General features: G+C 32.2%; 24 protein-coding genes, 2 riboswitches and 1 other annotated feature (1 of these 27 cut by a window edge). Of the genes, 9 read left to right on the top strand and 15 right to left on the bottom strand.

Annotation, left to right across the window (positions count from 1 at the left end; translation table 11 throughout):
- Window positions 1-75: a binding site (T-box leader), on the bottom strand (it extends 112 nt beyond the left edge of the window).
- Window positions 76-139: 64 nt separating this feature from the next.
- Window positions 140-1,330, bottom strand: a complete 1,191-nt coding sequence (locus MT340_RS05675; RefSeq protein ID WP_243603651.1) for an MDR family MFS transporter — start codon at window positions 1,328-1,330, stop codon at window positions 140-142.
- Window positions 1,331-1,439: 109 nt separating this feature from the next.
- Between MT340_RS05675 and mnmL the strand changes: the two genes are divergently transcribed.
- Both mnmL and mnmM read left to right on the top strand, forming a co-directional pair.
- Window positions 1,440-2,399 (top strand): tRNA modification radical SAM protein MnmL/YtqA, encoded by a 960-nt coding sequence (mnmL, locus tag MT340_RS05670; RefSeq protein WP_243589117.1) that lies wholly within the window; start codon window positions 1,440-1,442, stop codon window positions 2,397-2,399.
- Entirely contained in the window at window positions 2,396-2,956 is a 561-nt protein-coding gene (gene mnmM / locus MT340_RS05665) for a tRNA 5-(aminomethyl)-2-thiouridylate-methyltransferase MnmM (RefSeq protein ID WP_243589116.1), read from the top strand. The genes mnmL and mnmM overlap by 4 nt, the downstream gene beginning before the upstream one ends.
- Before the next feature lie 72 nt (window positions 2,957-3,028).
- Here mnmM and MT340_RS05660 read toward each other — a convergent pair whose 3' ends face one another.
- Window positions 3,029-3,430, bottom strand: coding sequence for a transcriptional regulator, SarA/Rot family (locus MT340_RS05660; protein WP_481906657.1), 402 nt, complete (start codon window positions 3,428-3,430; stop codon window positions 3,029-3,031).
- Between the two features lie 351 nt (window positions 3,431-3,781).
- Window positions 3,782-4,609: an alpha/beta fold hydrolase gene (locus MT340_RS05655; RefSeq protein WP_243590241.1), complete on the bottom strand. Its 828-nt coding sequence runs from the start codon at window positions 4,607-4,609 to the stop codon at window positions 3,782-3,784.
- Window positions 4,610-4,850: 241 nt separating this feature from the next.
- Here MT340_RS05655 and MT340_RS05650 point away from each other — a divergent pair, with 241 nt between their 5' ends.
- Entirely contained in the window at window positions 4,851-5,852 is a 1,002-nt protein-coding gene (locus MT340_RS05650; RefSeq protein WP_243589114.1) for a proline dehydrogenase family protein, read from the top strand.
- Window positions 5,853-6,599: 747 nt separating this feature from the next.
- On the opposite strand, the gene ribH is transcribed toward MT340_RS05650, so the two are convergent.
- The 7 genes from ribH to MT340_RS05615 form a co-directional block, all read right to left on the bottom strand.
- Window positions 6,600-7,058, bottom strand: a complete 459-nt coding sequence (gene ribH / locus MT340_RS05645; RefSeq protein WP_243589113.1) for a 6,7-dimethyl-8-ribityllumazine synthase — start codon at window positions 7,056-7,058, stop codon at window positions 6,600-6,602.
- 13 nt (window positions 7,059-7,071) lie between these two features.
- Window positions 7,072-8,253, bottom strand: a complete 1,182-nt coding sequence (gene ribB / locus MT340_RS05640; protein ID WP_243589112.1) for a 3,4-dihydroxy-2-butanone-4-phosphate synthase — start codon at window positions 8,251-8,253, stop codon at window positions 7,072-7,074.
- Between the two features lie 19 nt (window positions 8,254-8,272).
- A complete protein-coding gene (locus tag MT340_RS05635) occupies window positions 8,273-8,905 on the bottom strand; it encodes a riboflavin synthase (RefSeq protein WP_243589111.1) in 633 nt (210 codons plus the stop codon).
- Window positions 8,906-8,912: 7 nt separating this feature from the next.
- On the bottom strand, window positions 8,913-9,956 hold the full coding sequence (gene ribD / locus MT340_RS05630; protein WP_243589110.1) for a bifunctional diaminohydroxyphosphoribosylaminopyrimidine deaminase/5-amino-6-(5-phosphoribosylamino)uracil reductase RibD: 1,044 nt from the start codon (window positions 9,954-9,956) through the stop codon (window positions 8,913-8,915).
- A 137-nt stretch (window positions 9,957-10,093) separates the two neighbouring features.
- Window positions 10,094-10,231, bottom strand: a riboswitch (FMN riboswitch).
- 155 nt (window positions 10,232-10,386) lie between these two features.
- Entirely contained in the window at window positions 10,387-11,871 is a 1,485-nt protein-coding gene (locus MT340_RS05625; protein ID WP_243589109.1) for an FAD/NAD(P)-binding protein, read from the bottom strand.
- A 367-nt stretch (window positions 11,872-12,238) separates the two neighbouring features.
- Window positions 12,239-13,090 (bottom strand): peptidoglycan release complex glucosaminidase SagB, encoded by an 852-nt coding sequence (sagB, locus tag MT340_RS05620; RefSeq protein WP_243589108.1) that lies wholly within the window; start codon window positions 13,088-13,090, stop codon window positions 12,239-12,241.
- A gap of 230 nt (window positions 13,091-13,320) precedes the next feature.
- Window positions 13,321-13,545 carry a hypothetical protein gene (locus MT340_RS05615; protein WP_243589107.1) on the bottom strand — a complete coding sequence of 75 codons (225 nt, stop codon included), beginning with the start codon at window positions 13,543-13,545 and terminating at the stop codon, window positions 13,321-13,323.
- A 205-nt stretch (window positions 13,546-13,750) separates the two neighbouring features.
- On the opposite strand from MT340_RS05615, the gene MT340_RS05610 reads away from it, so the two are divergent.
- A complete protein-coding gene (locus MT340_RS05610) occupies window positions 13,751-14,230 on the top strand; it encodes a sigma-70 family RNA polymerase sigma factor (protein ID WP_243589106.1) in 480 nt (159 codons plus the stop codon).
- A 1-nt stretch (window position 14,231) separates the two neighbouring features.
- On the top strand, window positions 14,232-14,678 hold the full coding sequence (locus tag MT340_RS05605) for a competence protein ComK (RefSeq protein ID WP_243603650.1): 447 nt from the start codon (window positions 14,232-14,234) through the stop codon (window positions 14,676-14,678).
- Here MT340_RS05605 and MT340_RS05600 read toward each other — a convergent pair.
- Together MT340_RS05600 and MT340_RS05595 are read right to left on the bottom strand one after the other, a co-directional pair.
- Window positions 14,662-15,111 carry a hypothetical protein gene (locus MT340_RS05600; protein ID WP_243589104.1) on the bottom strand — a complete coding sequence of 150 codons (450 nt, stop codon included), beginning with the start codon at window positions 15,109-15,111 and terminating at the stop codon, window positions 14,662-14,664. The two genes, MT340_RS05605 and MT340_RS05600, sit on opposite strands and share 17 nt — an antisense overlap.
- A gap of 157 nt (window positions 15,112-15,268) precedes the next feature.
- The gene (locus MT340_RS05595; protein ID WP_243589103.1) at window positions 15,269-15,982 is read right to left on the bottom strand and encodes a transaldolase; all 714 of its coding nucleotides are present in this window, start codon (window positions 15,980-15,982) and stop codon (window positions 15,269-15,271) included.
- 271 nt (window positions 15,983-16,253) lie between these two features.
- On the opposite strand from MT340_RS05595, the gene MT340_RS05590 reads away from it, so the two are divergent.
- The 3 genes from MT340_RS05590 to MT340_RS05580 all read left to right on the top strand — a co-directional run bounded on the left by MT340_RS05590 (window position 16,254) and on the right by MT340_RS05580 (window position 17,337).
- Window positions 16,254-16,559, top strand: a complete 306-nt coding sequence (locus tag MT340_RS05590; protein ID WP_243589102.1) for a hypothetical protein — start codon at window positions 16,254-16,256, stop codon at window positions 16,557-16,559.
- Between the two features lie 62 nt (window positions 16,560-16,621).
- Window positions 16,622-16,987 (top strand): fluoride efflux transporter CrcB, encoded by a 366-nt coding sequence (gene crcB, locus MT340_RS05585; protein WP_243589101.1) that lies wholly within the window; start codon window positions 16,622-16,624, stop codon window positions 16,985-16,987.
- Complete coding sequence (locus tag MT340_RS05580) at window positions 16,984-17,337, top strand: fluoride efflux transporter FluC (protein WP_243589100.1); 354 nt, start codon at window positions 16,984-16,986, stop codon at window positions 17,335-17,337. Before crcB ends, MT340_RS05580 begins: the two co-directional genes overlap by 4 nt.
- Before the next feature lie 57 nt (window positions 17,338-17,394).
- On the opposite strand, the gene MT340_RS05575 is transcribed toward MT340_RS05580, so the two are convergent.
- From MT340_RS05575 to metK, 3 genes are all read right to left on the bottom strand, one after another.
- Window positions 17,395-18,231 (bottom strand): aldo/keto reductase, encoded by an 837-nt coding sequence (locus MT340_RS05575; RefSeq protein ID WP_243589099.1) that lies wholly within the window; start codon window positions 18,229-18,231, stop codon window positions 17,395-17,397.
- Window positions 18,232-18,681: 450 nt separating this feature from the next.
- Complete coding sequence (locus MT340_RS05570; protein WP_243589098.1) at window positions 18,682-19,590, bottom strand: NERD domain-containing protein; 909 nt, start codon at window positions 19,588-19,590, stop codon at window positions 18,682-18,684.
- 157 nt (window positions 19,591-19,747) lie between these two features.
- Window positions 19,748-20,944 carry a methionine adenosyltransferase gene (gene metK / locus MT340_RS05565; RefSeq protein WP_243589097.1) on the bottom strand — a complete coding sequence of 399 codons (1,197 nt, stop codon included), beginning with the start codon at window positions 20,942-20,944 and terminating at the stop codon, window positions 19,748-19,750.
- A gap of 117 nt (window positions 20,945-21,061) precedes the next feature.
- A riboswitch (SAM riboswitch) is annotated at window positions 21,062-21,172 on the bottom strand.
- Between the two features lie 164 nt (window positions 21,173-21,336).
- Here metK and pckA point away from each other — a divergent pair.
- Window positions 21,337-22,929: a phosphoenolpyruvate carboxykinase (ATP) gene (gene pckA / locus MT340_RS05560; protein WP_243603649.1), complete on the top strand. Its 1,593-nt coding sequence runs from the start codon at window positions 21,337-21,339 to the stop codon at window positions 22,927-22,929.
- The last annotated feature ends 20 nt before the right edge of the window (window positions 22,930-22,949 follow it).

Below are 22,949 nucleotides of genomic sequence, written 5' to 3'. Positions count from 1 at the left end.
TTAACACTAGTTTACACCACCACTAGCTCTCTGTTGAAAAGTCTTTAAGCTACTACTCCAATACAATTTAATATTATGAGATTCGCGACGTATTTGCAAGTGGTTAATTTATTTTTTTAAAAGTGATTTACTCTTGAAATCATTGACGAGTATTTCTAGGGTGTTTGCCTTTTGGTAACCCTTTGTCAAAAACAGCAAGGAAAATCATAGCAACAATTAAAAGAAGCATAATTCCTATGAACATTGCACTCATATTAAAGGTATCTACCAACACACCACCGATGAATGGGCCGAATGTTTTACCTACAGTAGAGGCTGAATTAACAACACCTTGGTATTGACCTTGTTTACCTTCAGGCGCCAAGTAATTAGCAATAGTAGGAACTGCTGGCCACACAAACATTTCACCAAACGTTAGAATAATCATACCAATTAAGAACACAGTAAATTGTTGAGCAAAGCTTGTAACAAAGAATGCAAGCATAAAGATTAAAATTCCAACGAACATTTGTGCTTTTAAGTTACCTTTTAATAGAACAATCACAGGTCTAATTAATGGTTGCGCAACTAAAATCATGATGCCATTAACAGTCCAAAGAATACTGTATTGAGATAATGAAATATTCAGTTCTTGTGTATATGATGCGATAGTTGTTTCCCATTGAATATAGGCTATCCAACAAATAGCAAACATTCCACATAAAGCAAGTAAAGCCATGAAGCGTTTTTTATTTTCTTTACTTTTAATATCAATACTGTCAGGTGTTTTCATCTTAGCATGATATTCAAGATTGAATTGAGTCACTGCTATTAATGTAAATAGAACATACATAATTAAGTTTGCTATAAAGATATAATTAAAGCTCAATTCTGCTACGAAACCACCTAAAGCAGCACCAAGCGCAACACCCATATTTTGTGCTAAATAAATGGCATTAAATGTCGTTCTACCTCCGTTAGGCCAAACGGCACCTGCCATCGCAAATATTGTGGGAACTATCATTCCACCACCAAATCCTAGTAATACTAGCCAAACCGCATACCATGGCCATCCATGGAAGAAGTTTAAAAGTGTAGTACTAGTCAAGCATGTAAAGGCACCTATCAAAATTGTGCGATAACCACCCAATTTATCAAATAATGAACCACCTAGTAAGTTACCAACTACCATGCCAAATGAGTTAACCATTAGAACGAGCGTAGCTGTTGTTAAACTCTTACCAAGTTCTTCTTTCATATAAATTGTGTTTAAAGGCCATAAAAAGCTGGCACCAGTTATATTTAGCGCCATGCCAATAACTAGCCACCATACTGATTTAGGTATATTCATATTTCTAGTCCCCTCTTTATATATTTGTAGAACCACATTAAACACTATAACATTAAAATATGTTAAAATCTTTACTTAGAACTAAGTTAGATAGAAAGGATAATGTATTATGGGTAACTATTTCCCGTATGCCTTTGAAAATAAACGATATCATACATGGAATTACCATTTAAAAAATAAATTTGGTCAAAAGATTTTTAAAGTTGCGTTAGATGGTGGCTTTGATTGTCCTAACCGTGATGGCACAGTTGCACACGGTGGATGTACATTCTGTTCTGCTGCAGGTAGTGGTGACTTTGCTGGTAATAGAGCAGATCCTATTGAAGTTCAGTTCCAGCAAATTAAAGATAGAATGCATGAAAAATGGAGCGAAGGTCAATATATTGCTTATTTCCAAGCTTTCACTAATACACATGCACCGGTTGAAGTATTAAAAGAAAAATATGAACCTGTCTTAAAAGAAGAAGGCGTGGTTGGTTTATCAATCGCTACACGTCCTGATTGTTTACCAGATGATGTCGTCGAGTATTTAGCTGAATTAAATGAACGTACTTATCTTTGGGTAGAACTAGGATTACAAACTGTCCATCAAGAAACGTCTGATTTAATTAACCGTGCACACGATATGCAAACTTATTATGAAGGTGTAGCGAAATTAAGAAAACATAACATCAATGTGTGTACGCATATAATTAATGGTTTACCTGGTGAAGATTACAACATGATGATGGAAACCGCACGTGAAGTAGCTCAAATGGATGTACAAGGTATTAAAATTCATTTACTTCATCTATTAAAAGGTACGCCTATGGTAAAGCAATATGAAAAAGGTATGCTTGAATTCATGTCACAAGAGGACTATACCAACCTAGTTTGTGATCAACTTGAGATTTTACCTCCAGAAATGATTATTCATCGTATCACTGGAGATGGACCAATTGACTTAATGGTAGGTCCTATGTGGAGTGTTAATAAATGGGAAGTTTTAAATGAAATTGATAACGAACTTGCACGTCGCGATTCTTATCAAGGTAAACATTATAAAGCTGAGTCCAAAATCAAATCATGAAATTAGAACGTATTCTTCCCTTTTCAAAAACACTCATACAAAATCATATCACCGAAGACAGCAACGTTATTGATGCAACATGTGGCAATGGTAATGACACTTTATTCTTAGCTCAACATGTACCAAATGGTCATGTTTATGGTTTTGATATTCAAGCTACAGCAATCCAAAATACTTCCGAAAAAGTTAAAGACTATAACAATGTTACCCTTATACAAGAGGGACACGAACATATCTTAGAGCATCTAAAAGATAAAGTTACTAATACGATTGATGCAGCCATCTTTAATTTAGGGTACCTTCCAAAAGGTGATAAGACGATTGTTACACATCCTGAAACTACTATTAAAGCAATTGAAGATATCTTTGAATTATTAAGTGTCGAGGGAATTATTGTATTAGTGATTTACCATGGTCACGAGGAAGGTAAAATTGAACGTGATGCAGTGATAGAATATTTGAAAAGTATTGATCAAACTAAAGCACATGTCTTACAATATCAATTTATTAACCAAATCAATCATGCACCATTTATATGCGCGATTGAAAAACGCTAACTTTAATCAAATTGTTAAATTAAAACGAGCCTAACACATTATCATTCCCAAGTGTTAAGCTCGTTTATTTAATTAAATTTCCATTAATGATTTTAAATTTTCTTCGAATAATTGATATCTTTTCTTAATAATATTAGTTATAAAATTAAGTAATTCTTGTTTGTCGTCTTTTTTATTTTTATTAAAGTGAATAATTACTGTGCGTTCATCATCTAAAGGTCGTTCTTTGTATATCCATTCAGAGTGAACTAGATTATTGTAAGTACGTGTTCTTTTATAAGCTTTTATACTCACGTAACTATCCATTTCTTTTAATGTCATAGGTCCCTTATCCCATAACGTTAATAAAATTAAAACTTCTTCTTTCGTTAAATCATAATTTTCATAAATCACTTTAAAAACAGAATTAATTTCTTTACACAATTCTTCTAATTGCAAAATCATCGTTACATTCTCATTAGCTTGATTACTCAATGGAGCCCCCTCCTTCATGTTTTTAACCTTATCTAAATAAATTCATGATATGATTTTCGACATTTCTTACCCTGAAAAATAACCATAATACTCTTAAATTATTACTATTAAGACAATTAAACCTATATGTAAAAAATGTTTGTTTTTTATATAAAACTACAAACTTTTAAACATGCAATTACAATAAAAATTTATAAATTTATCCAAATAAAATATACCAATTCTTTAAATTTTAATCAACTTTCCCGAGAAAGTTTTAATCATATAAAATATGAAAATCTATACAATAAAAAATCAGGAAACGCCTTCTTTGATATACAAAGTTTGGGTGTCCTGATTCTTAATAGTATTTTAAATTTCTTCAATCTCTTCTTCTTTAACTATAAATCCCATAGTATTCACGCTATTGTTTAAGAAAGTTAAGACATAACGCATCACTTGATCACGTTCTGGTTCATTATGGATCTCATGGTAAAGTCCTTTCCAAGCTTTAAAATAAAATTCAGTAGTTGGAAGTTGATGTTTAACTTCTATAATCGAGTGCAAATCTAATAACTTATCTTCTGTACCATACATTAATAATGTTGGAAGTGGTTTGATATCTTGAATATGTTGTAAAGTTTCTTTCATTGTTTCGATAATAATGTTATACCATTTATAAGTTACTTTTTTTAATATTAATCCATCTTGTTTAGCTTCTTCAATGACTTCATTATTACGTGTCAAATCATTATAATTAATGCCGAGTTTAAAACGAGCATCCTTAGAGCCTTTACCTATATTAGAAATAAACATATTTTTACGTGTCTTATTGTTTTTTTGTAATTCAAGCATTGGAGACAACAATAATATTCCTTCAATAGGGACCACAGTTTTTTCAAGGAGATTTAGCAAGATAAGTCCACCTAAACCTACCCCCATTACAAATGTAGGTATTTTATATTCATTTGCAATTCTAATCCATTCTAAGACACTCTCATGATAAACATTAAAACTTTTTAAATGTCCCTTATTTATGCGAGAAGTTTGTCCTTGACCAGGCAGATCTCCCATAATAACATGATAGCCATTACGTCTTAACATTGTAATAACGTAAGCATAACGTCCGGTATGCTCAAGAATATTATGAACTATGACTACTACGCCTTTCGCGTCTTGTTCAGTTTCCCACTTCCACATATCTATTAATCCTTTCATACTTAAATTCCAACATTAATATTATATCAGATAATTCATTAGGATTGGAGTTTACTAGCAATCATTGAAGTAACTTTAATTTAAACAATTTTGTTATTAAATTAAATAAGTGTATTTATACATTATAAAAACTATTCTGATAATTGAAAACGCTTTCTTGACAACGTATTTCATGCTAAACTATATATAAGTAAACGATTTGTGTGTAATGGAGGAATTATAAATGTCACTTTTCAAAGATTTTTTTATCGCTTTATCTAACAGCACATATTTAAATGAAACAGCAAAAAGAATTGGACCTCGCATGGGCGCGGATAAAGTCGTTGCAGGCAATACTATTGAACAACTTATTGATACAATTGAAAGATTAAATGACAAAAATATCGAAGTTACTGTAGATAACTTAGGAGAATTTGTGGGTACAGAAGCTGAAGCAACTCAAGCTAAAAATGAAATTCTTGAAGTTATGCAAGCAGTTAAAGATTATAATGTTGACGCTCACATGTCTGTTAAAATAAGTTCATTAGGCGCAGAATTTGATTTAGATTTAGCTTATGAAAATTTAAGAGAAATCCTTTTAAAAGCAGACGAATTTGATAAAATGCATATCAATATTGATACTGAAAAATATCAAAGCTTACAACAAATTATCGAAGTTCTTGATAGATTAAAAGGTGAATTTAAAAATGTAGGTACAGTGATTCAAGCATACTTATATGATGCTAGTGATTTACTTGATAAATATCCTGACTTACGTCTACGATTGGTTAAAGGTGCATATAAAGAAGAAGCAAACATTGCATATCAAACTAAAGAAGAAATTGATGCGAATTATATTAGACTTATTGAAAAACGTTTACTTAATGCTAAAAACTTCACATCTATCGCTACGCATGATGATAAAATTATCAATCACGTTAAACAATTTGCAAAAGATCATCATATTGATAAGGATAATTTTGAATTCCAAATGTTATATGGTTTCCGCAGTGAATTAGCTGAAGAAATTGCTAGAGAAGGCTATCATTTCACTGAGTATGTACCATATGGTAATGACTGGTTTGCTTACTTCATGCGTCGCCTTGCAGAACGCCCACAAAACTTAGCATTGGCATATCAAGAATTTGTTTCAACAGAAACATTGAAAAAAGTCGGTCTAGCTAGTGCAATTGGAATTGGAAGCTTAGCTATCTTTTCAGGAGCTACCAAACTACTAAGAAAATAAATGGGTGAATGAAGATTAAGAATTGAAATAGATATTCTAAAATAGAGTGAATACATAAGGCACTTCGTTGATTTAATAATATTCATTAAATCGAACGAAGTGCCCTATTTTTTTAATATTTAATTATAAAATATAAATGAACGTAAATGTTCATACACTTACGTAAGTAGTTCTAAGATGAATAACGAATGGGTTGCGCGCGGGGCCCCAGCACAAAGACTTTCGCATAGAAAGTCTACAAACAAAGCAAGCTGGGGAAGGAACGTAAGTGTTCTAACACTTGCGTAAGTCGTTCTAAGATAGATAACGAAGTGTAGTTGTGAAGACTCCTATGCTAATTATTAATGAACATAAGTGCTATAGCACATAGGTAAGTAGTTCTAAAATGGATAATGGAACGTAGTTGAGCGCGGGGCCCCAGCAAAGAGACTTTCGCATAGAAAGTCTACAAACAAAGCAAGCTGGGGAAGGAACGTAAGTGTTCAAACACTTACGTAAGAAGTTCTAAGATGAATAACGAATGATGTTGCGCGACTCTTGGCGGAAAAGAAAGAGCTTAAGACTACAGGCTTAAGCCTTTCTCGCAAGAAAGCGTCGCAACAAAATGAGTAACATTCATCTAAGAACTACTTTACAAGACCAAGGCTCGACCCAGCCCCCTAGGCAAGCGTCTCAACTTAAGTGTAATGTCAATCCATTTAAGAACTGCTTTACAAGACTACAGGCTTAAGCCTTTCTCGCAAGTACTTAAAATTGTTTAAGTAAGTTAGCCATTTCAATTGCACTAACCGCCGCTTCAGCACCTTTATTACCCGCTTTAGTACCTGCACGTTCAACAGCTTGTTCAATACTTTCTGTTGTTAATATACCAAAAATAACTGGCGTGTCAGTAACATCATTCGCTTTAGATACGCCTTTAGCCACTTCGTTACATACATAGTCATAATGTGATGTAGCGCCTCTAATTACACAACCAAGTGTAATAACAGCATCATATTCACCTTTTTGAGCTAATTTTTTAGCTACTAAAGGTATTTCAAATGCACCTGGTACATAAGCCACGTCGATATTATTTTCATCCACCCCGTGTCTAATTAATGTATCTTGTGCACCATCCAAAAGACGACCTGTAATAAAATCATTAAATCTACTAACTACTACCGCAATTTTTAAATCTGTACCTACTAATTTACCTTCAAAGTTCATGTTAAATCTCCTCCTAAATTAAATGTCCCATTTTAAGTTTTTTCGTTGTCATATAATCGTGATTATGTGCTGTTTCCGGAACTATAATTTCCGTACGATCAGCTACTTTAATCCCATACTCTTCTAATCCTTCAAATTTCTTAGGATTGTTACTTAACAAATTAACTTGTTGTACATTAAAATAATTAAGAATACGAGCTGCAATATGATAATCGCGTAAATCTTCATCGAAGCCTAATGCTAAATTGGCAGTTACTGTATCATGACCACGTTCAATTAATTCATAAGCTCGTAATTTATTAATCAAGCCAATCCCTCTTCCTTCTTGAGGAAGATAAATAATTAAACCACCATGTTCATTAATGTAATTCATAGCCGCTTCTAATTGCGCACCACAATCACATCGCTGACTATGGAAGATATCTCCCGTTAAACAAGCAGAATGAATTCTTACATTTTCAGTACTACGTGGTTCTCCTTTCGCAAGAACAACGATTTCTTCATCAGTTAATGAAGATTGAAAACCATACATCTCGAAGTCGCCATTATCTGTTGGCATATTAACACGTGCTTTTAGTTCCACATCATTCGCTCTTTTTTTACGATATTCAATTAAACTTTGAATTGTAATCATTTTTAATTGATGCTTCTCCTTGAACGCTACTAAGTCTTGACCCTTCGCCATAGTGCCATCGTCGTTCATAATCTCACAGATAACACCTGCTGGTTGCGCACCAGTTAAAATAGCTAAATCTACAGCCGCTTCTGTATGGCCCATTCTTTCTAATACACCATTATCTTTAGCAATTAGTGGAAAAAGATGACCAGGTCTGTTAAAACTTTCCGGTGTAGATTCTGGATTAATTAAAGCGCGTGCAGTAGCCATGCGATCAAATGCGCTGATACCTGTTGATGTTGAGACATGGTCCACACTTACAGTAAAGTTCGTTCCATAATCATCAGTGTTATTTTTAACCATTGATACAAGATTTAAACGATTCGCAATTTCTTTACTTATAGGTGCACATATTAACCCTCGGCCATGTTGTGCCATGAAATTAATCGTATCATCTTCCATCCATTCAGTAACTGCAATTAAGTCGCCTTCATTTTCACGATCTTCATCATCTACCACGATAATACTTTTACCATGTTTTAAAGCTTCAAGTGCTACATTGATGTCATCAAACTTCATATTATGCCCTCCTAAACTCCTAAAAACCAAATGCTTTTAATTTATCAATTGTTAAATCCGAATCATTTGCTTTCACGATATTCTCTACATATTTGAAAAGTACATCTGTTTCTAAATGAACGTAATCGCCAATCTTTTTTGAGGAAAGAATTGTAGAACGTCTTGTTTCAGGAATTAAATGTATATCGAAACTATTACTATGCAAATCAAAAACTGTAAGACTAACACCATCAACTGTTATAGAACCTTGTTTCACCATTTGTTTGATAGTGTGCGGTGGGGCTTTAATATTCACGATACGTGAGTTAGGTGTTTCTTTTACATTCATAATCGTACCTACCTCATCTACATGACCTAAGACGAAATGTCCGCCAAAGCGTCCATTCCCTGCCATAGCACGTTCTAAATTCACTACGTCATTTAGTTTTATATTGGATAAATAGGTCTTGTTTTCAGTACCTTTAATCACTTGCACAGAAAAATAATTACTGTGAAAATCGATAACTGTTAAACATGCGCCATTGACACTAATCGAATCGCCGATATGCATATCTTCTAAAATGCGTTGACAGGCGATATCTAGCGTTTTAACAGATTGTTGCGTACGAATATTTTTTATAGTACCTATCTCTTCAACGATACCTGTAAACATTCTTAGTTCACTTCTTTCGCAATGTCATTTTAATATTTTGATGAATTAACTCTGTAGAAATAATTTCAAATTGAGTGGCTTCGTTTAAATCAATCACTTCATCTGTTTGATAGAATTGATATTGACCGGAACCACCTATTATTATCGGGGCATAATAAATAATAAGTTGATTAACATAATTAGTTTGGAGAAATTCTGAAGTAACACGAGGACCTGCCTCTACAAGTAGCTTTCCAACACCTTTATCATATATATCAGCTAAGATGTTTGCTAATTTGCATTCAGTTAATTTTATAATTTTAATATGTTCAGATGAACTACTAAGCGATTGATTTTCGGTATAAATCCAAATATCACTAAAGTTATCTTGAAACATTTGTTTTGAGAAATCGATCTCCCCACTTTTCGATAATACGATTCGAACTGGATGTTTGCCATCTTGAATTCGCGTTGTATATTGTGGGTTATCTGCTTCAACCGTTCCATTACCTGTTAACACAGCATCATGTGTATGTCTCAATTGATAAACATCTTGTTTCACATATTTATTCGTTATCCATTGGCTTTGACCATTATCTGTGGCTTGTTTGCCATCCAAAGATGTGGAAACTTTTACTGTAATTTCAGGAACTTTATTTTCTTTCGCTTTGAAAAAGTCTTTATAAAGAATCGTAGCTTCATCTGAAGGTTGATATTCAACTTCAATACCAGCCTCTTGTAAAATCTTGTCTCCTTCAGAAGGTAATGTAGTATCTTTAACTGCATAAATGACTTTACTTAGTCCAAATTCTATAATTTTATTTACACAAGGTGGCGTTGAACCATAATGTGTACAAGGCTCTAAAGAAATGTAAATGGTGCCGCCTTTTGCCTTTTCTTGCGCCATATCTAAAGCTTGAACTTCAGCATGTTTATCGCCTTGCTTGAGATGTGCACCAAGACCTACTATGCGACCATCATTTACTACCACTGAGCCTACTGGAGGATTAACTCCAGTTTGTCCGTCCACCATTTGTGCAAGTTGAATTGCATATTGCATATAATTACTCAAATTATCACCTCAATAAAAAAACTATGCCTAAAATCTTCATTCAGGCATAGGGAGTTACATGTATAGTTAAATAAGCTTACTACGATTAGTAAACTATCCATATTTAAATAAACGTCTATTCTATCAATAGCGCGTCTTCATTCTTTCTCCCATCCAGACTATTACTGTCGGCTCTAGATTCTCACTAGATCAGCCACCTGTACTTCTTAGCTACAAGCAGGTCGCAGGCTTAAATTACTGCCGGTTGGGAATCACACCCTGCCCCGAAAGAATTACTATGAAATTGTGATAACTTTAGAGTTAATGTAGTTAATTACTACACAATTAATCATACGCTTATTTTTAGAAAATTACAAACAAAGAAATACAGTAATATAGACGATTTAGTCACTAAATGTAGCCTTTTTCAACATTCGGTGTAACCCTATGTTTATTCATGATCAAATTCACTTTGAATTTCATACAGGTAATTCACAGAACTTACCGCTTGAGTGACAATCATTTTAACCCCATTACGTAATTTATTAACGCCATTTGTGACTTGTCCAATCGCAATCATATTATGCAATGTGCCATATCGTGGACTAATCACTTGATTGGTTTCTGGAATAATTTGAATACCACCCATAGGATGAGCCTGAACAATTTGACGATTCTCAAGATTTAATACAAGTTGATCATCTTCATCTAAATCTGATAAATGGGTTTTAGAACCAGTAGAATTAATCACTACATTATATTGATGTACTTTCGCTTCATCTTTAAATTTCAAATTAAATAAATTATCCTCATATTTAATATCTTCTAAGCCTTTTTTTATGATTAAAGACCCATCATTAATTAAATCAATAATTAAACGAGCTGTACGAGGAGGCATCGGATTAGAATTTAATTGAATTATTTTAGTAAAACGTTTATCAAATTCTTTTTGATCACTACGACTGAAACTATTCCATATCCAATTTAGGTTTTCTTTAACGTTTTCAATGATACTTTGAAAGACACCTAATTCATCAGGTCGATTTAAGTCGAATTGTAGATCTTTAATAGTATCGCCTGTTCTACGATGAACCATTTTATCTAACTTAACATCATATAAATCACATTCTAATTTAAATAATTCGAATGCTTTTTCAAGTGGTACATTCCCATAATGTTGTGTCTTAATTTCATTGAATTTTTCTTTCGTTAAATATTTAAAATCAATATCTATCATATTACCTCTTACGCTTGGTAAGTTAGCAGATCTACTTGTCATTGTTATTGGCAATTTAGCATGATGCGTAGCGACATAACGTACTACATCTAAACTCGCTAAGCCTGTGCCAATGATGGCAATACTATCTGTTTGTTCAACTTCATCTAATGTATGATATGTAGGATATGGTGTTTGTATGTATCCTTTCTTGCCTTTCAAATGATAGGGATCATGATAAGAGAATGTTCCAATTGTTAAGAAAATATAATCGTATTCTTTCCATTGCGTCATATCCTCAGACGTACAAACATAATATTTCAACGTCGTTTCATCGACATCAGAGTTAGTAAATATTTCATATACTTGTTTGTTAATAACATTCAAATTGTCATACATAGCTACGTAATCTGATAAATATGATTTCATATAATGACCGAAGACGAATCTTGGCAAATAGTTAGGGTTGTCAAATTTGAATTCATTCTGATTTTGATACCATTTCCAGAATTCTTCATCATCATCTAAATTTAAACTCATATTTTTTGTAGGCAAATTAATTAATAGTTGGCTACTATCGTTTTGAAAAGGTACGCCTTGTCCCATATTCACTTCATTATCATATACATCTACCTTTAACTTTTTAAAATCTTCATTTTTAACTAATTGTCGTAATACACTTACGCCAGCGGTTCCCATTCCAATTATTGCTACACGCATTTTTAACATCATCCTTCTGTCTATCTCATTTATATCATAATAGTATTATATCAATGCCCTTAAAAATATAGTCTTATTCAAGTATAGCCATTAATAATTACTTTTAACCATTATAAGATATGATAGAATCTATTTGAGGTGAATTAATATGAAATTTTTACTTAAAGTTGTCATCGTATTTGTTATTGCGTTCTCTTGGTTGAATAGAAAAAATAAAGCCGAATAATTCAACCTATTGATAACCCTTTCCGTCTTCATACTAAAATTATTTGGGAAGCAAGCTAAATAACTTTATGTGTTTTTCTACATTATAGAAAACCAGCGTACACAATCTTTAAAACCTTTGTGTACGCTGGTTAATTTTTTATTATTTTTGATGTTTCGTATCGTCTTTATATACATAAAGTTTAAAATATTTACCTTCTGTTTTCATTTCTTTATAGAAATCTGCGATAATTTCGGCATTATTTTCTGCCCATTTAATATCTGTCGCATATTGATGTTCGCCAGGATTTTTAGGATTCCATCTCATACTATAAAGTGTATTTTGGTCACTGTGTGATAAATAATGTTGGTGAATGAAATCCGCTCCACCTTTAATTGCTTTCTCAGGTGTATCCCAACCATGTTTTTTAGCGTATTCTGAACCTGTTTTAATAGGGTCTTCATCTAAAGCTCCAACACCGTAAAAGTTATAATACTTTTTACCGTCAATTTCAACACCTTTAGCTAAATCACTTTTGACAGAGCCTGTTTCTAATAATGCATGAGAAATTAAATATACTTCATTTACGTGTTTTTCTTTAGCGGCATTAACGAATGCATCCGTATGTTCTAATAAAGTAGGTCTATCAAATAACATACGTTTGATACGCTTTTCATCAATACCTTGATATTTTGATAAATCTAAAAATTGATATTTTTGTTTGTCATCCTCAATGAATTTACTACTATCCATTGCAGCTTTTATTTCACTTGCTGAAGCATCTCTCCAAGCATTATTACTTTTATTAGACACTTGTTGACTTGTATAATTATCGATTTGCTTTTCTGCAGCTTTATTTAATGTAACATTTAAATGCTCTACACTTTCTTCTTCATCAACATTTTTGAAAAAAATTTGATCAGAAATCATTGAAAAGAAGACGAAACCAGCTACCACTAAAACAATGAGCAACCCTACAAGTCCTATTATAGAGCCCTTCTTGTGCTTCGTCATATTCACACCTCTTAGGTCATTCTTGTAATCTTTAATAAACTATATCATGATAAAAAGTTTAACATTATTACTAAGGTTAAACAATTTTATAATTGCAATGTTACAAATTCATAAAATAACAGTAATCAAAATGAAACTTAACAAAATAAAAAGTAATGAAATAAGCGGAATTTCATTACTTGCATATCTATATTTAATTTATTTGCTATCTAGATTAAGAAATATAAAAATTATTTACTCTCATTGCGGTAATCCATCATAATGAAACTCGCAGCTTGTGATCTATTCTTATAATAATATTGGTTCAAATCAATTGTACCTTCAACTTCGCCATCACGATACATCATTTCATTAGTGAAATTGTTAATCATCACAAATTCAGAACGATCTCTAATAATATCTAAATCATCATTTCTCGCAAAGAAATGTTCAAGATTTAAATGTGCGTAATCCAACTTCATACCTCCCACTGATTAAATGTAGAATTTTATTCTAACAAACCTTTTAATGTAATAAATAGATAGTTTTTGTCATTCTATGTTTACTATTTAACACCTATTTTTTAAATTACGCAAATGATAATTCATGGTTGCTATATTAATATTTATTTATCCGGAAAATTAAGTTATGTACATAACAAAGGAGGTTAGCTCGAATACATTGAGTTTTGAAGAAATCTATACTAATCATTATAAAATTATTCATTATTTGTTAAAACAATACCATATAAAGTATAATTATGATGAATTTTACCAACTACTTTTAATTAAATTATGGCAATTGTCACTTGTCTATGATTCAAATTCTTCAATAAGTCTTAACTCTTTTCTTTATACCCGTCTGAAATTCTATCTTATCGACTTGTTTAGACGGGAAAAATTTAAACCTGAAACTGTCAATATTGATACCCCTATTATGAATTCTTCATTAAAATTTTCCCATTATCCTCAACTTTATAGTTGGCTCCAAGATGTTGAACACCTTCTTCTAGTCCATGAATATACATGGCTTTCATATTATGTAAAAGGTTATAAACAATATGAAATTGCTAAGTTAATGGGTGTCTCAACCACTACTATTAAAAAATATAAATCCTCAGCGTTTAATAAATTACAAACTTATTATCAAGTAGGTGTATAACATGCTACCACATAATTCATACAATTTATTATATATTCAAACTATGTCAGGTAGTTCGCTTAAGACAAAGTGTTGCTTTACGACCTATGACATGGTACTGCCTTTTCCAATAAAAAAGGTACTGATTTATTATTTAGAGCAATATCAACGTTCTTATTCACAGCAAGTAAAGTTAGCGAAACGTCTGTTGGCAATTAATAAATTAGTACCATTATATATTTCTAATAAAGTGATTCTCTTCCCAGTGAAGCAACAACGCGCTCCATTACAAGTTTATTTAAATGCACAAGCGATTGTAGGCTTAACGTCTAACAGCACTGGAACTATCGTAACGTTCGATAATTCAATTCAATTTAAAATTGACGAACCTTATACGTTGATCTATAAGAAATGGCAAGAAAGCCTATTATTATTTCATTTAGTACAAAAATCTACGACGTTTTATTAAATTTGTACTCTAACAATTTTTTAGTAAATAGCGCTGTCACCGATTTAATTAATAATAAACTGACTAAAGCTAATAGGATTGCACCTATTAAAATTAAAAGAACATTTATAACTGGCATAGCAACTTGAGGATTAACGAAATAATTTACTGCCGTTAAACTCGTGATAAATCCGGCTAAGAATAAACCTAATAACAATGCATAAATGATGACCATCACGATTAACATTATAAATAAACTCGTGCTTGAAGTACTTTTTTCTTTAAAAATATATTGTTTTAAAAAGGCGTTAGCAAAGGTAACTGGTTTATGATAATTATATTCATCATTTTTTTGATGATGCATAGTCAATTTATCTTCAAGTAATTTTTTCTCTTTTTTGTTTAAAAACCATAATTGCTTTTTAACTTTTTGTTCAAAGGCTGTTTGTTTCATACTTAGTTGTTTCTCTCCTTTTCCTCTCTTACTCATAAATCTTATCGGAGTTTATGAAGAGTAGCAAGATGTTATGCTCTAAAAATAAAAGAAGCGAACCAGAAATCCATTTTAACCAAAAAGATTTCTGATTCGCTCTTTTTCATTTATTTTAAAATTATAAGATAGATAATCCTGAACTTTGAATATCTTTAGCGAAACCTTTAACAGTATCTACTGATAATTCATTAATGTCACGACCTAGGTTAGTGTTTACTTTTTTCACAACGTCAGCAGGACATGTAATAATATCGACACCAAGTTGGTCAGCTTGAATTACGTTAAATGTTTCACGGCAGCTTGCCCATAATAATTTAACGCCTTCTTTACTATGTGCAACTTCAACAGATTCTTTCACTAATGGAAGTGGATCTACACCTGTATCTGCAATACGTCCAGCAAATACTGAAATATAAGTAGGTACTCCAGCAGTTACCGCTTCAGTAATTTCTTTTACTTGTTCAATTGTATAAACTGCAGTTACATTTAAACGAACGTTATCTGCTGATAATTTTTTAATTAATGAAATTGTTGATTCACCTTTAGAATTTACAATTGGAATTTTAACAAATACATTCTCACCATATTGTTTTAAGATTTCAGCTTCTTTTTCCATAGTTTCTAAATCATCTGAGAACACTTCAAATGAAATAGATGCATCAGGAATTTCGCGAACCGCTTCTTCAGCAAATGCTTTATAATCAGTAACACCTGCTTTTGCCATTAAACTAGGGTTAGTTGTGAAACCATCCACTTCTTTATTTTTATATGCTGCTTTCATTTGTTCGATATCTGCGCCATCCGCAAATACTTCTACATTTAGTTTAGCCATCTTACTATTCCTCCAAATTAATTTTTACGAATCTAGAAATATACTGATAGTATGAACTTAAATTTCAAATATGTATATTTTATTATGAACTTTATATGATATTTTCAATTTCGTAAAGTTAAATGATTATAAACTATTTATATCATTCTTAGTGATAGTTCGCGAATGTTTTGCTTATTTTTGAAAATGAATCCCCCCTACTATAACGTGCTAGTATCCAATTCTATAAATATGGTAATATAATGTAATGATGTCGCACAGGAGGTTCAATATGTCGAAATCTAATAAGTACTTTGTTATTTCAGTTGTATTATTAATTATAAGTTTTTATTTTAATACATTTAATCCATTATTAAGTAAACAAATTACATCAATAAAATATTTATTAATTGCTTGTAGTATTCTCAATGTAATTATTTTAATTACTTCAATTATATTTTCAGATAAAGCAATTAAACATCTTGGTTCCAAAAAAGATAAGCTAAGAACTGCAACTAAAATTTTACCTTTTATTATTTTAGTCGTTATCCTGTTCCATATTTTCGCCTCAATTACAACATTTGGTGTTTTTTCTTAATTTTTAGCGAAAATTTTAAGCATTCAAAAATTAAAATATTTTCAAATTAAAGGTGAAAGTTCATGCAATATATTTTTGTCTTTATAGGTGGAATGGTAGGTGCATTGCTTAGATATCTCATATCTTTTTTAAATGATGGCACTGCCTTTCCAATAGGTACTTTAATAGCTAATTTAGTTGGTGCCATTCTAATGGGATACCTTTCAACTATAGTTATTCAGTACTTTAAAGACCATCCTATATTAAAAAAAGGTCTTACTACCGGATTTTTAGGTGCCTTAACTACATTTTCAACATTTCAATTAGAACTTGTTAAAATGTTTCATCATCATTCCTTTACATTATTATTCATTTACGCTTTAGTTAGTTATATTGTAGGAATTATAGTATGTGGTATAGGGGTGAAATTAGGAGGGCGTTCTAAATGATTAATGGTTTATTAATTATGCTAGGTGGCGGTTTAGGCGCAGTAGTAAGAGCTTGGTTAACGGACTTTACAAAAAGTAAATGGTCTTCCCCACTACCCCTAGCAACACTAATAGTAAATATCGTTGGAAGTTTTTTAATAGGATTAACACTTGGCGTTACACTTAATCATCCATCATTTAGCCTATTCTTTACTACTGGTTTCTTAGGTGGCTTAACGACTTTCTCAACATTATCATATGAATTAGTCAATTTTATAACTCCTAAGTTTAAACCACTACATTTTATTGGTTATACAATTTTACAATTTATTGTAGGATTTTTAGCATGTTATATAGGTTATTTAATTTAAACAAGTAGCTACACATCGACTATATCGCGAAACAGTCAATGTGTAGCTATTTTTCATTTAGTGACCTTCAAATGTATTTGGATCTGGTCCTACTCTTTTATCTTTATTTAAATGATCAATACGTGTCATCTGATCTTCAGATAATTCAAAATCAAATACCTCAATATTTTCTTCTATTCTACTAGGTGTAATTGATTTAGGAATCACGACTACACCGTGTTGAATGTTCCAACGAATAATAATTTGCGCTGGTGATTTGCCTATTTCTTTCCCAATCTCTACTAAAGTTTCATCATCTAAAATTTGAGCGTTCATTAATGGTGACCATGATTCCATATAAATTTTTTGCGCATTCAAATATTTTCTTAATTCATTTTGCGTAAAATAAGGATGAAATTCAACTTGATTGATTACAGGTTTAATTGACACTTGAGCTAATAACGCTTCAAGATGTTCCGGTTGGAAGTTACTTACACCAATATTTTTCACTTTGCTATCTTTATATAAATCTTCCATACCTTTCCACGTATCAATCATCACTGCTTCGTTCGTACCTGGCCAGTGCACTAAGTATAAATCTAAATAATCTAGACCTAGTTTTTTAATACTAGTTTCATACGCTTGAGCCACATTTTCACGACCAAAGTCTTCGAAATATAGCTTAGATGTGACAAAGATATCTTCACGACTTAAACCAGTTGCTTCAAGTCCTTCTTTAATACCTAAACCAACTTGTTCTTCATTACCATACACTTTAGCTGTATCGATACTACGATATCCCGATTTAATTGCATGCTTCACTGCTTCTTTACATGTTTCATCATTTTCAACTCTAAACGTACCAAGCCCTAATTTTGGCATGTGATGCCCATTATAAAATTCAATTGTTTCCATTGTAGAACCTCCCACTATTTATCATATGCTTTATTTATAACATGTATTATGTATAAGATGATATTATTTTATTCCCTAAAACCTCTTACCTTAATACAAAAATATATTAATAATGACAATGTGCGCACCTGAGAGAATTTAAAGCATTGTAAAAATGAACATCAATACAAACTTAGTTAAAAAATTCTAAAATAAGTAGTTATTGATTGTAGTTATAATGACTATGTTAAAAATATTATTGAAAACAATTGCGAGTGAACTTGTGTCAGGAGTTCTAAGATAGATAACGAAACGTAGTTGCGTAGACTCCTAAGGGAACAGTGCCTGTCGAAGACCGAGGCTGAGACGGCACCCCAGGAACGCGCAGCAACTTAAGTGAGTGAACATCTATCTTAGAACCATTCAAGCACAAAAAACGCTAGGAAGATTAATCTTCCTAGCGTTTGAATATTAATTAAACGTTTCAATTTTATCCATGATAGATTGTAATTCTTCAACATTAAATTGAATTCGTCCATGGAACACAAACTTATTAAAGAACTCATCTAATTGTTCAGGACCTACTAACACTTTAACACTTGAACTTTGCGCGTAATTTGAAATCGTTACATCTCCATCACGTTTTGGATTGAAATACATAATAGAAGTTGGTGTATATTTCGTACCTAATTCAGTTTGTAAATCAGTCGCTAACTTTTCAATTGCTTTAAGTTGATCAGAATAATTAATAAATGATAAAGAAGATTCATCATCATTCTGATCTAATACTAATGTCTGAGGTGATTTCGCATCTAAATCAAGCGTATTAAATACTTGCTCCATCATCGGTAACTCTTGGAATTGATTACCACTAATACCATTGTAAACATGTCCTTTTAACAATTGAGAATCAATGATATAAAGACCAGTACGTGTTAATACTAAATGACTAATGCGTTGAATATCATTAAACTCATTACTCGGTAAAAAGATATTCGCCATAATGTGCATGTCATCACGTCGGATACGTTTTTCATTAACTAATCGGTCACGAATACCTATTAATCGCATATCCGTTACATATTCACTTTTATTTTTAGAGAAAAGTTTTAAAGCATCAATTTCACGGTTTTTACCGCTTATAGCCGTATCGAAATCTTCTTTTTGTCTAGTGACTTGTTTCTTATTTTCGATACGTTCTTTTTCTAATGCTTCTTCATGTGACTCCAACATTTGCTTTTCTTTTAAACTATATTCTTCTTTCGTTTTCTGTTTAATATTATTTTTACTTTTCAAGGTAACTAAGAATAATATTAAACATATTATTGCAACTATGATCGCTACAATCAAACCAATTTCAATTGGCCCTAATGAATTCATTAAAACAACGCTCCTTCAGACTTTGGACAAAGCTTTTCAGTCTTTAAACTTAAAATGACTTTGTCAACAAACTTCCTTTTATACTATCAATAATCTTCATTATAATAGAAATGATTAATAATTTCGATATAAATCATCAAAACTTCAATAAAGGCTGCTATGCTTGTACAGCATCTTTTAGGACATTAACTTTGTCTAATTTCTCCCATGGTAATAAGACATCAGTACGTCCGAAATGACCATAAGCTGCAGTTTGTTTGTAAATAGGTTGTTTTAAATCTAACATTTTAATAATACCTGCTGGTCTTAAGTCGAAGTGCGCTCTAACTGCTTCAACTAATTGCGCTTCTGAGACTTTACCAGTGTTAAATGTATCAATAGAAATTGAAACTGGTTCAGCTACGCCAATCGCATAAGCTAATTGAACTTCACACTGATCAGCTAACTCAGCTGCAACAATATTTTTAGCTACATATCTTGCTGCATACGCTGCTGAACGGTCTACTTTAGTTGGATCTTTCCCACTGAAGCAACCCCCACCATGACGTGCATAACCACCGTAAGTATCAACAATAATTTTGCGACCTGTTAAACCAGCATCTCCTTGAGGACCACCGATTACGAAACGACCTGTAGGATTGATAAAGAATTTAGTTTCTTCGTCAATTAAACCTTCTGGTACTGTAGGATAAATAACATGTTCTTTAATATCACTTTGAATTTGTTCTAGTTCAACATTATCTGCGTGTTGAGATGACACAACGATTGTATCAATACGTTTTGGTTTATCATCTTCATCATATTCAACTGTTACTTGAACTTTGCCATCTGGACGTAAGTAGTCTAGAATGCCATCTTTACGTACATCTGATAAACGTTTAGCAAGTTGATGCGATAAGAAGATTGGTAAAGGCATATATGTTTCTGTTTCATTTGTTGCATAGCCAAACATTAGACCTTGGTCTCCAGCACCAGTTGCTTCGATTTCTTCTTCTGAAATATCTTCACGGTACTCTAATGCTTTATCTACACCTTGAGCAATATCTGGAGATTGTTCATCAATCGCAGTTAATACTGCCATTGTTTGATAATCATAACCATATTTTGCGCGTGTATAACCAATATTTTTAATCGTTTCTCGCACTACTTTAGGAATATCAACATATGTAGTAGTAGAAATTTCTCCTGCAATTAAAGCCATGCCTGTAGTAACTGCTGTTTCACAAGCAACACGTGCGTTTGGATCATCTTTTAAGATTTCGTCTAAAATGGCATCAGAAACTTGGTCAGCAATCTTATCAGGGTGTCCTTCTGTCACTGATTCTGAAGTAAATAAACGTTTATTATAAGTCATGTTTTGCTCCTTTATATATTTTATATTTACGAAAATTCTCTTTTAAATTGTGAGCTCAAAATAAAAGAGCCCTCTTCACTATATAAGATAGAGAGAAGGCTCTTAAACGTCCATTCGCTCTTATCGTTCAGACCTTATATGTCTGCAAACGGTTTGGCACCTTTCTTTTTATAAAAGAGGTTGCTGGGTTTCATTGGGTCCATGTCCCTCCACCACTCAGGATAAGAGAATCCGTTACTAACTATACTATCGAATCCCCTTAACAATGTCAATTTCGATTTTTAAAAGTTTTTGTCTTTACCAGGTGGAATAATTAAACCATTATGTTATACTAATTTAATGTAAAGGCTTACACGAAATATATTAATAATTAGATGCTGGAGGGATTGGGTATGTCAGTAGATACATACAGCGAAACACCTAAAATTAAACACTTATTAGAGAAAGAAAGTTCACTGTTCCAACTTTCTACTACACAACTTTACAATAAAATTTTAGATAACAACGAAGGTGAATTAACTGAACTAGGAGCAATCAACGCAAGTACTGGTAAATATACTGGACGTTCACCTAAAGATAAATTCATCGTAACTGAACCTTCTTATAAAGATAATATCCACTGGGGAGATATTAACCAACCTATTGATGAAGAAACTTTCTTAAATCTCTACAATAAAGTTTTAGACTATCTTGATAAAAAAGATGAACTCTACGTTTTCAACGGTTATGCTGGAAGTGACAAAGATACTCAACTTAAATTAACGGTTATCAACGAATTAGCATGGCATAACCTATTCGCACAAAACATGTTTATCAGACCTGATTCATTAGACGAAGCTAAAGATATTAAAGCTAACTTCACAATTGTTTCAGCACCTCATTTTAAAGCAGATCCAGAAGTAGATGGTACTAAATCTGAAACATTTGTCATCATTTCATTCAAACATAAAACAATTTTAATCGGTGGTACTGAATACGCTGGAGAAATGAAAAAAGGTATCTTCTCAGTAATGAACTATTTATTACCAATGCAAGATATTATGAGTATGCACTGCTCTGCAAACGTAGGAAATAAAGGCGATGTAGCTTTATTCTTCGGTTTATCAGGAACTGGTAAAACAACATTATCTGCTGCACCAGACCGCAAATTAATCGGTGATGATGAACACGGTTGGAATAAAAATGGTGTCTTTAATATTGAAGGCGGATGCTATGCTAAAGCAATTAATCTTTCAAAAGAGAAAGAACCTCAAATCTTTAATGCTATTAAATACGGTACTATTTTAGAAAATACTGTAGTTGACGAACGTGGTCGTGTGGATTTCGACGATAATACTAACACTGAAAATACACGTGCAGCGTACCCTATTCACCATATTGATAATATTGTATTACCATCAAAAGCAGCACACCCTAATACAATTATCTTCTTAACTGCAGATGCATTCGGAGTCCTTCCTCCAATCGCCAAATTATCTAAACAACAGGCTATGTATCATTTCTTAAGTGGTTTCACTTCTAAATTAGCTGGAACAGAACGTGGTGTAACAGAACCTGAACCATCATTCTCAACATGTTTCGGTGCACCATTCTTACCATTAAATCCTATTAAATATGCTAATTTATTAGGTGAATTAATTGATGAACATGATGTAGATGTTTATTTAGTAAACACAGGATGGACTGGTGGTAAATACGGTGTAGGTCGTCGTATTAGCTTACACTACACACGCTACATGGTTGACCAAGCTATCACTGGTAAATTAAAAAATGCTGAATTTACTAAAGATGAAAAATTTGGCTTAAGCATACCTACTGAAATGGAAGATGTTCCTAAAACAATCTTGAACCCAATCAATGCATGGAGCGATTCAGATAAATATCGTGAACAAGCTGATGACTTAATTAAACGATTTGAAGAAAACTTCAAAAAATTCGGTCCAGAAGTTGAAGAAATTGCTAAATCTGGCGGATTCAATAAATAATACTTAATCGTTGAATAAAA

Source organism: Staphylococcus sp. NRL 16/872, from assembly GCF_022815905.2.
Classification (GTDB): domain Bacteria; phylum Bacillota; class Bacilli; order Staphylococcales; family Staphylococcaceae; genus Staphylococcus.
The sequence above is the reverse complement of the archived record's forward strand: the minus strand, read 5'-3'. Positions and strand labels throughout refer to the sequence as shown.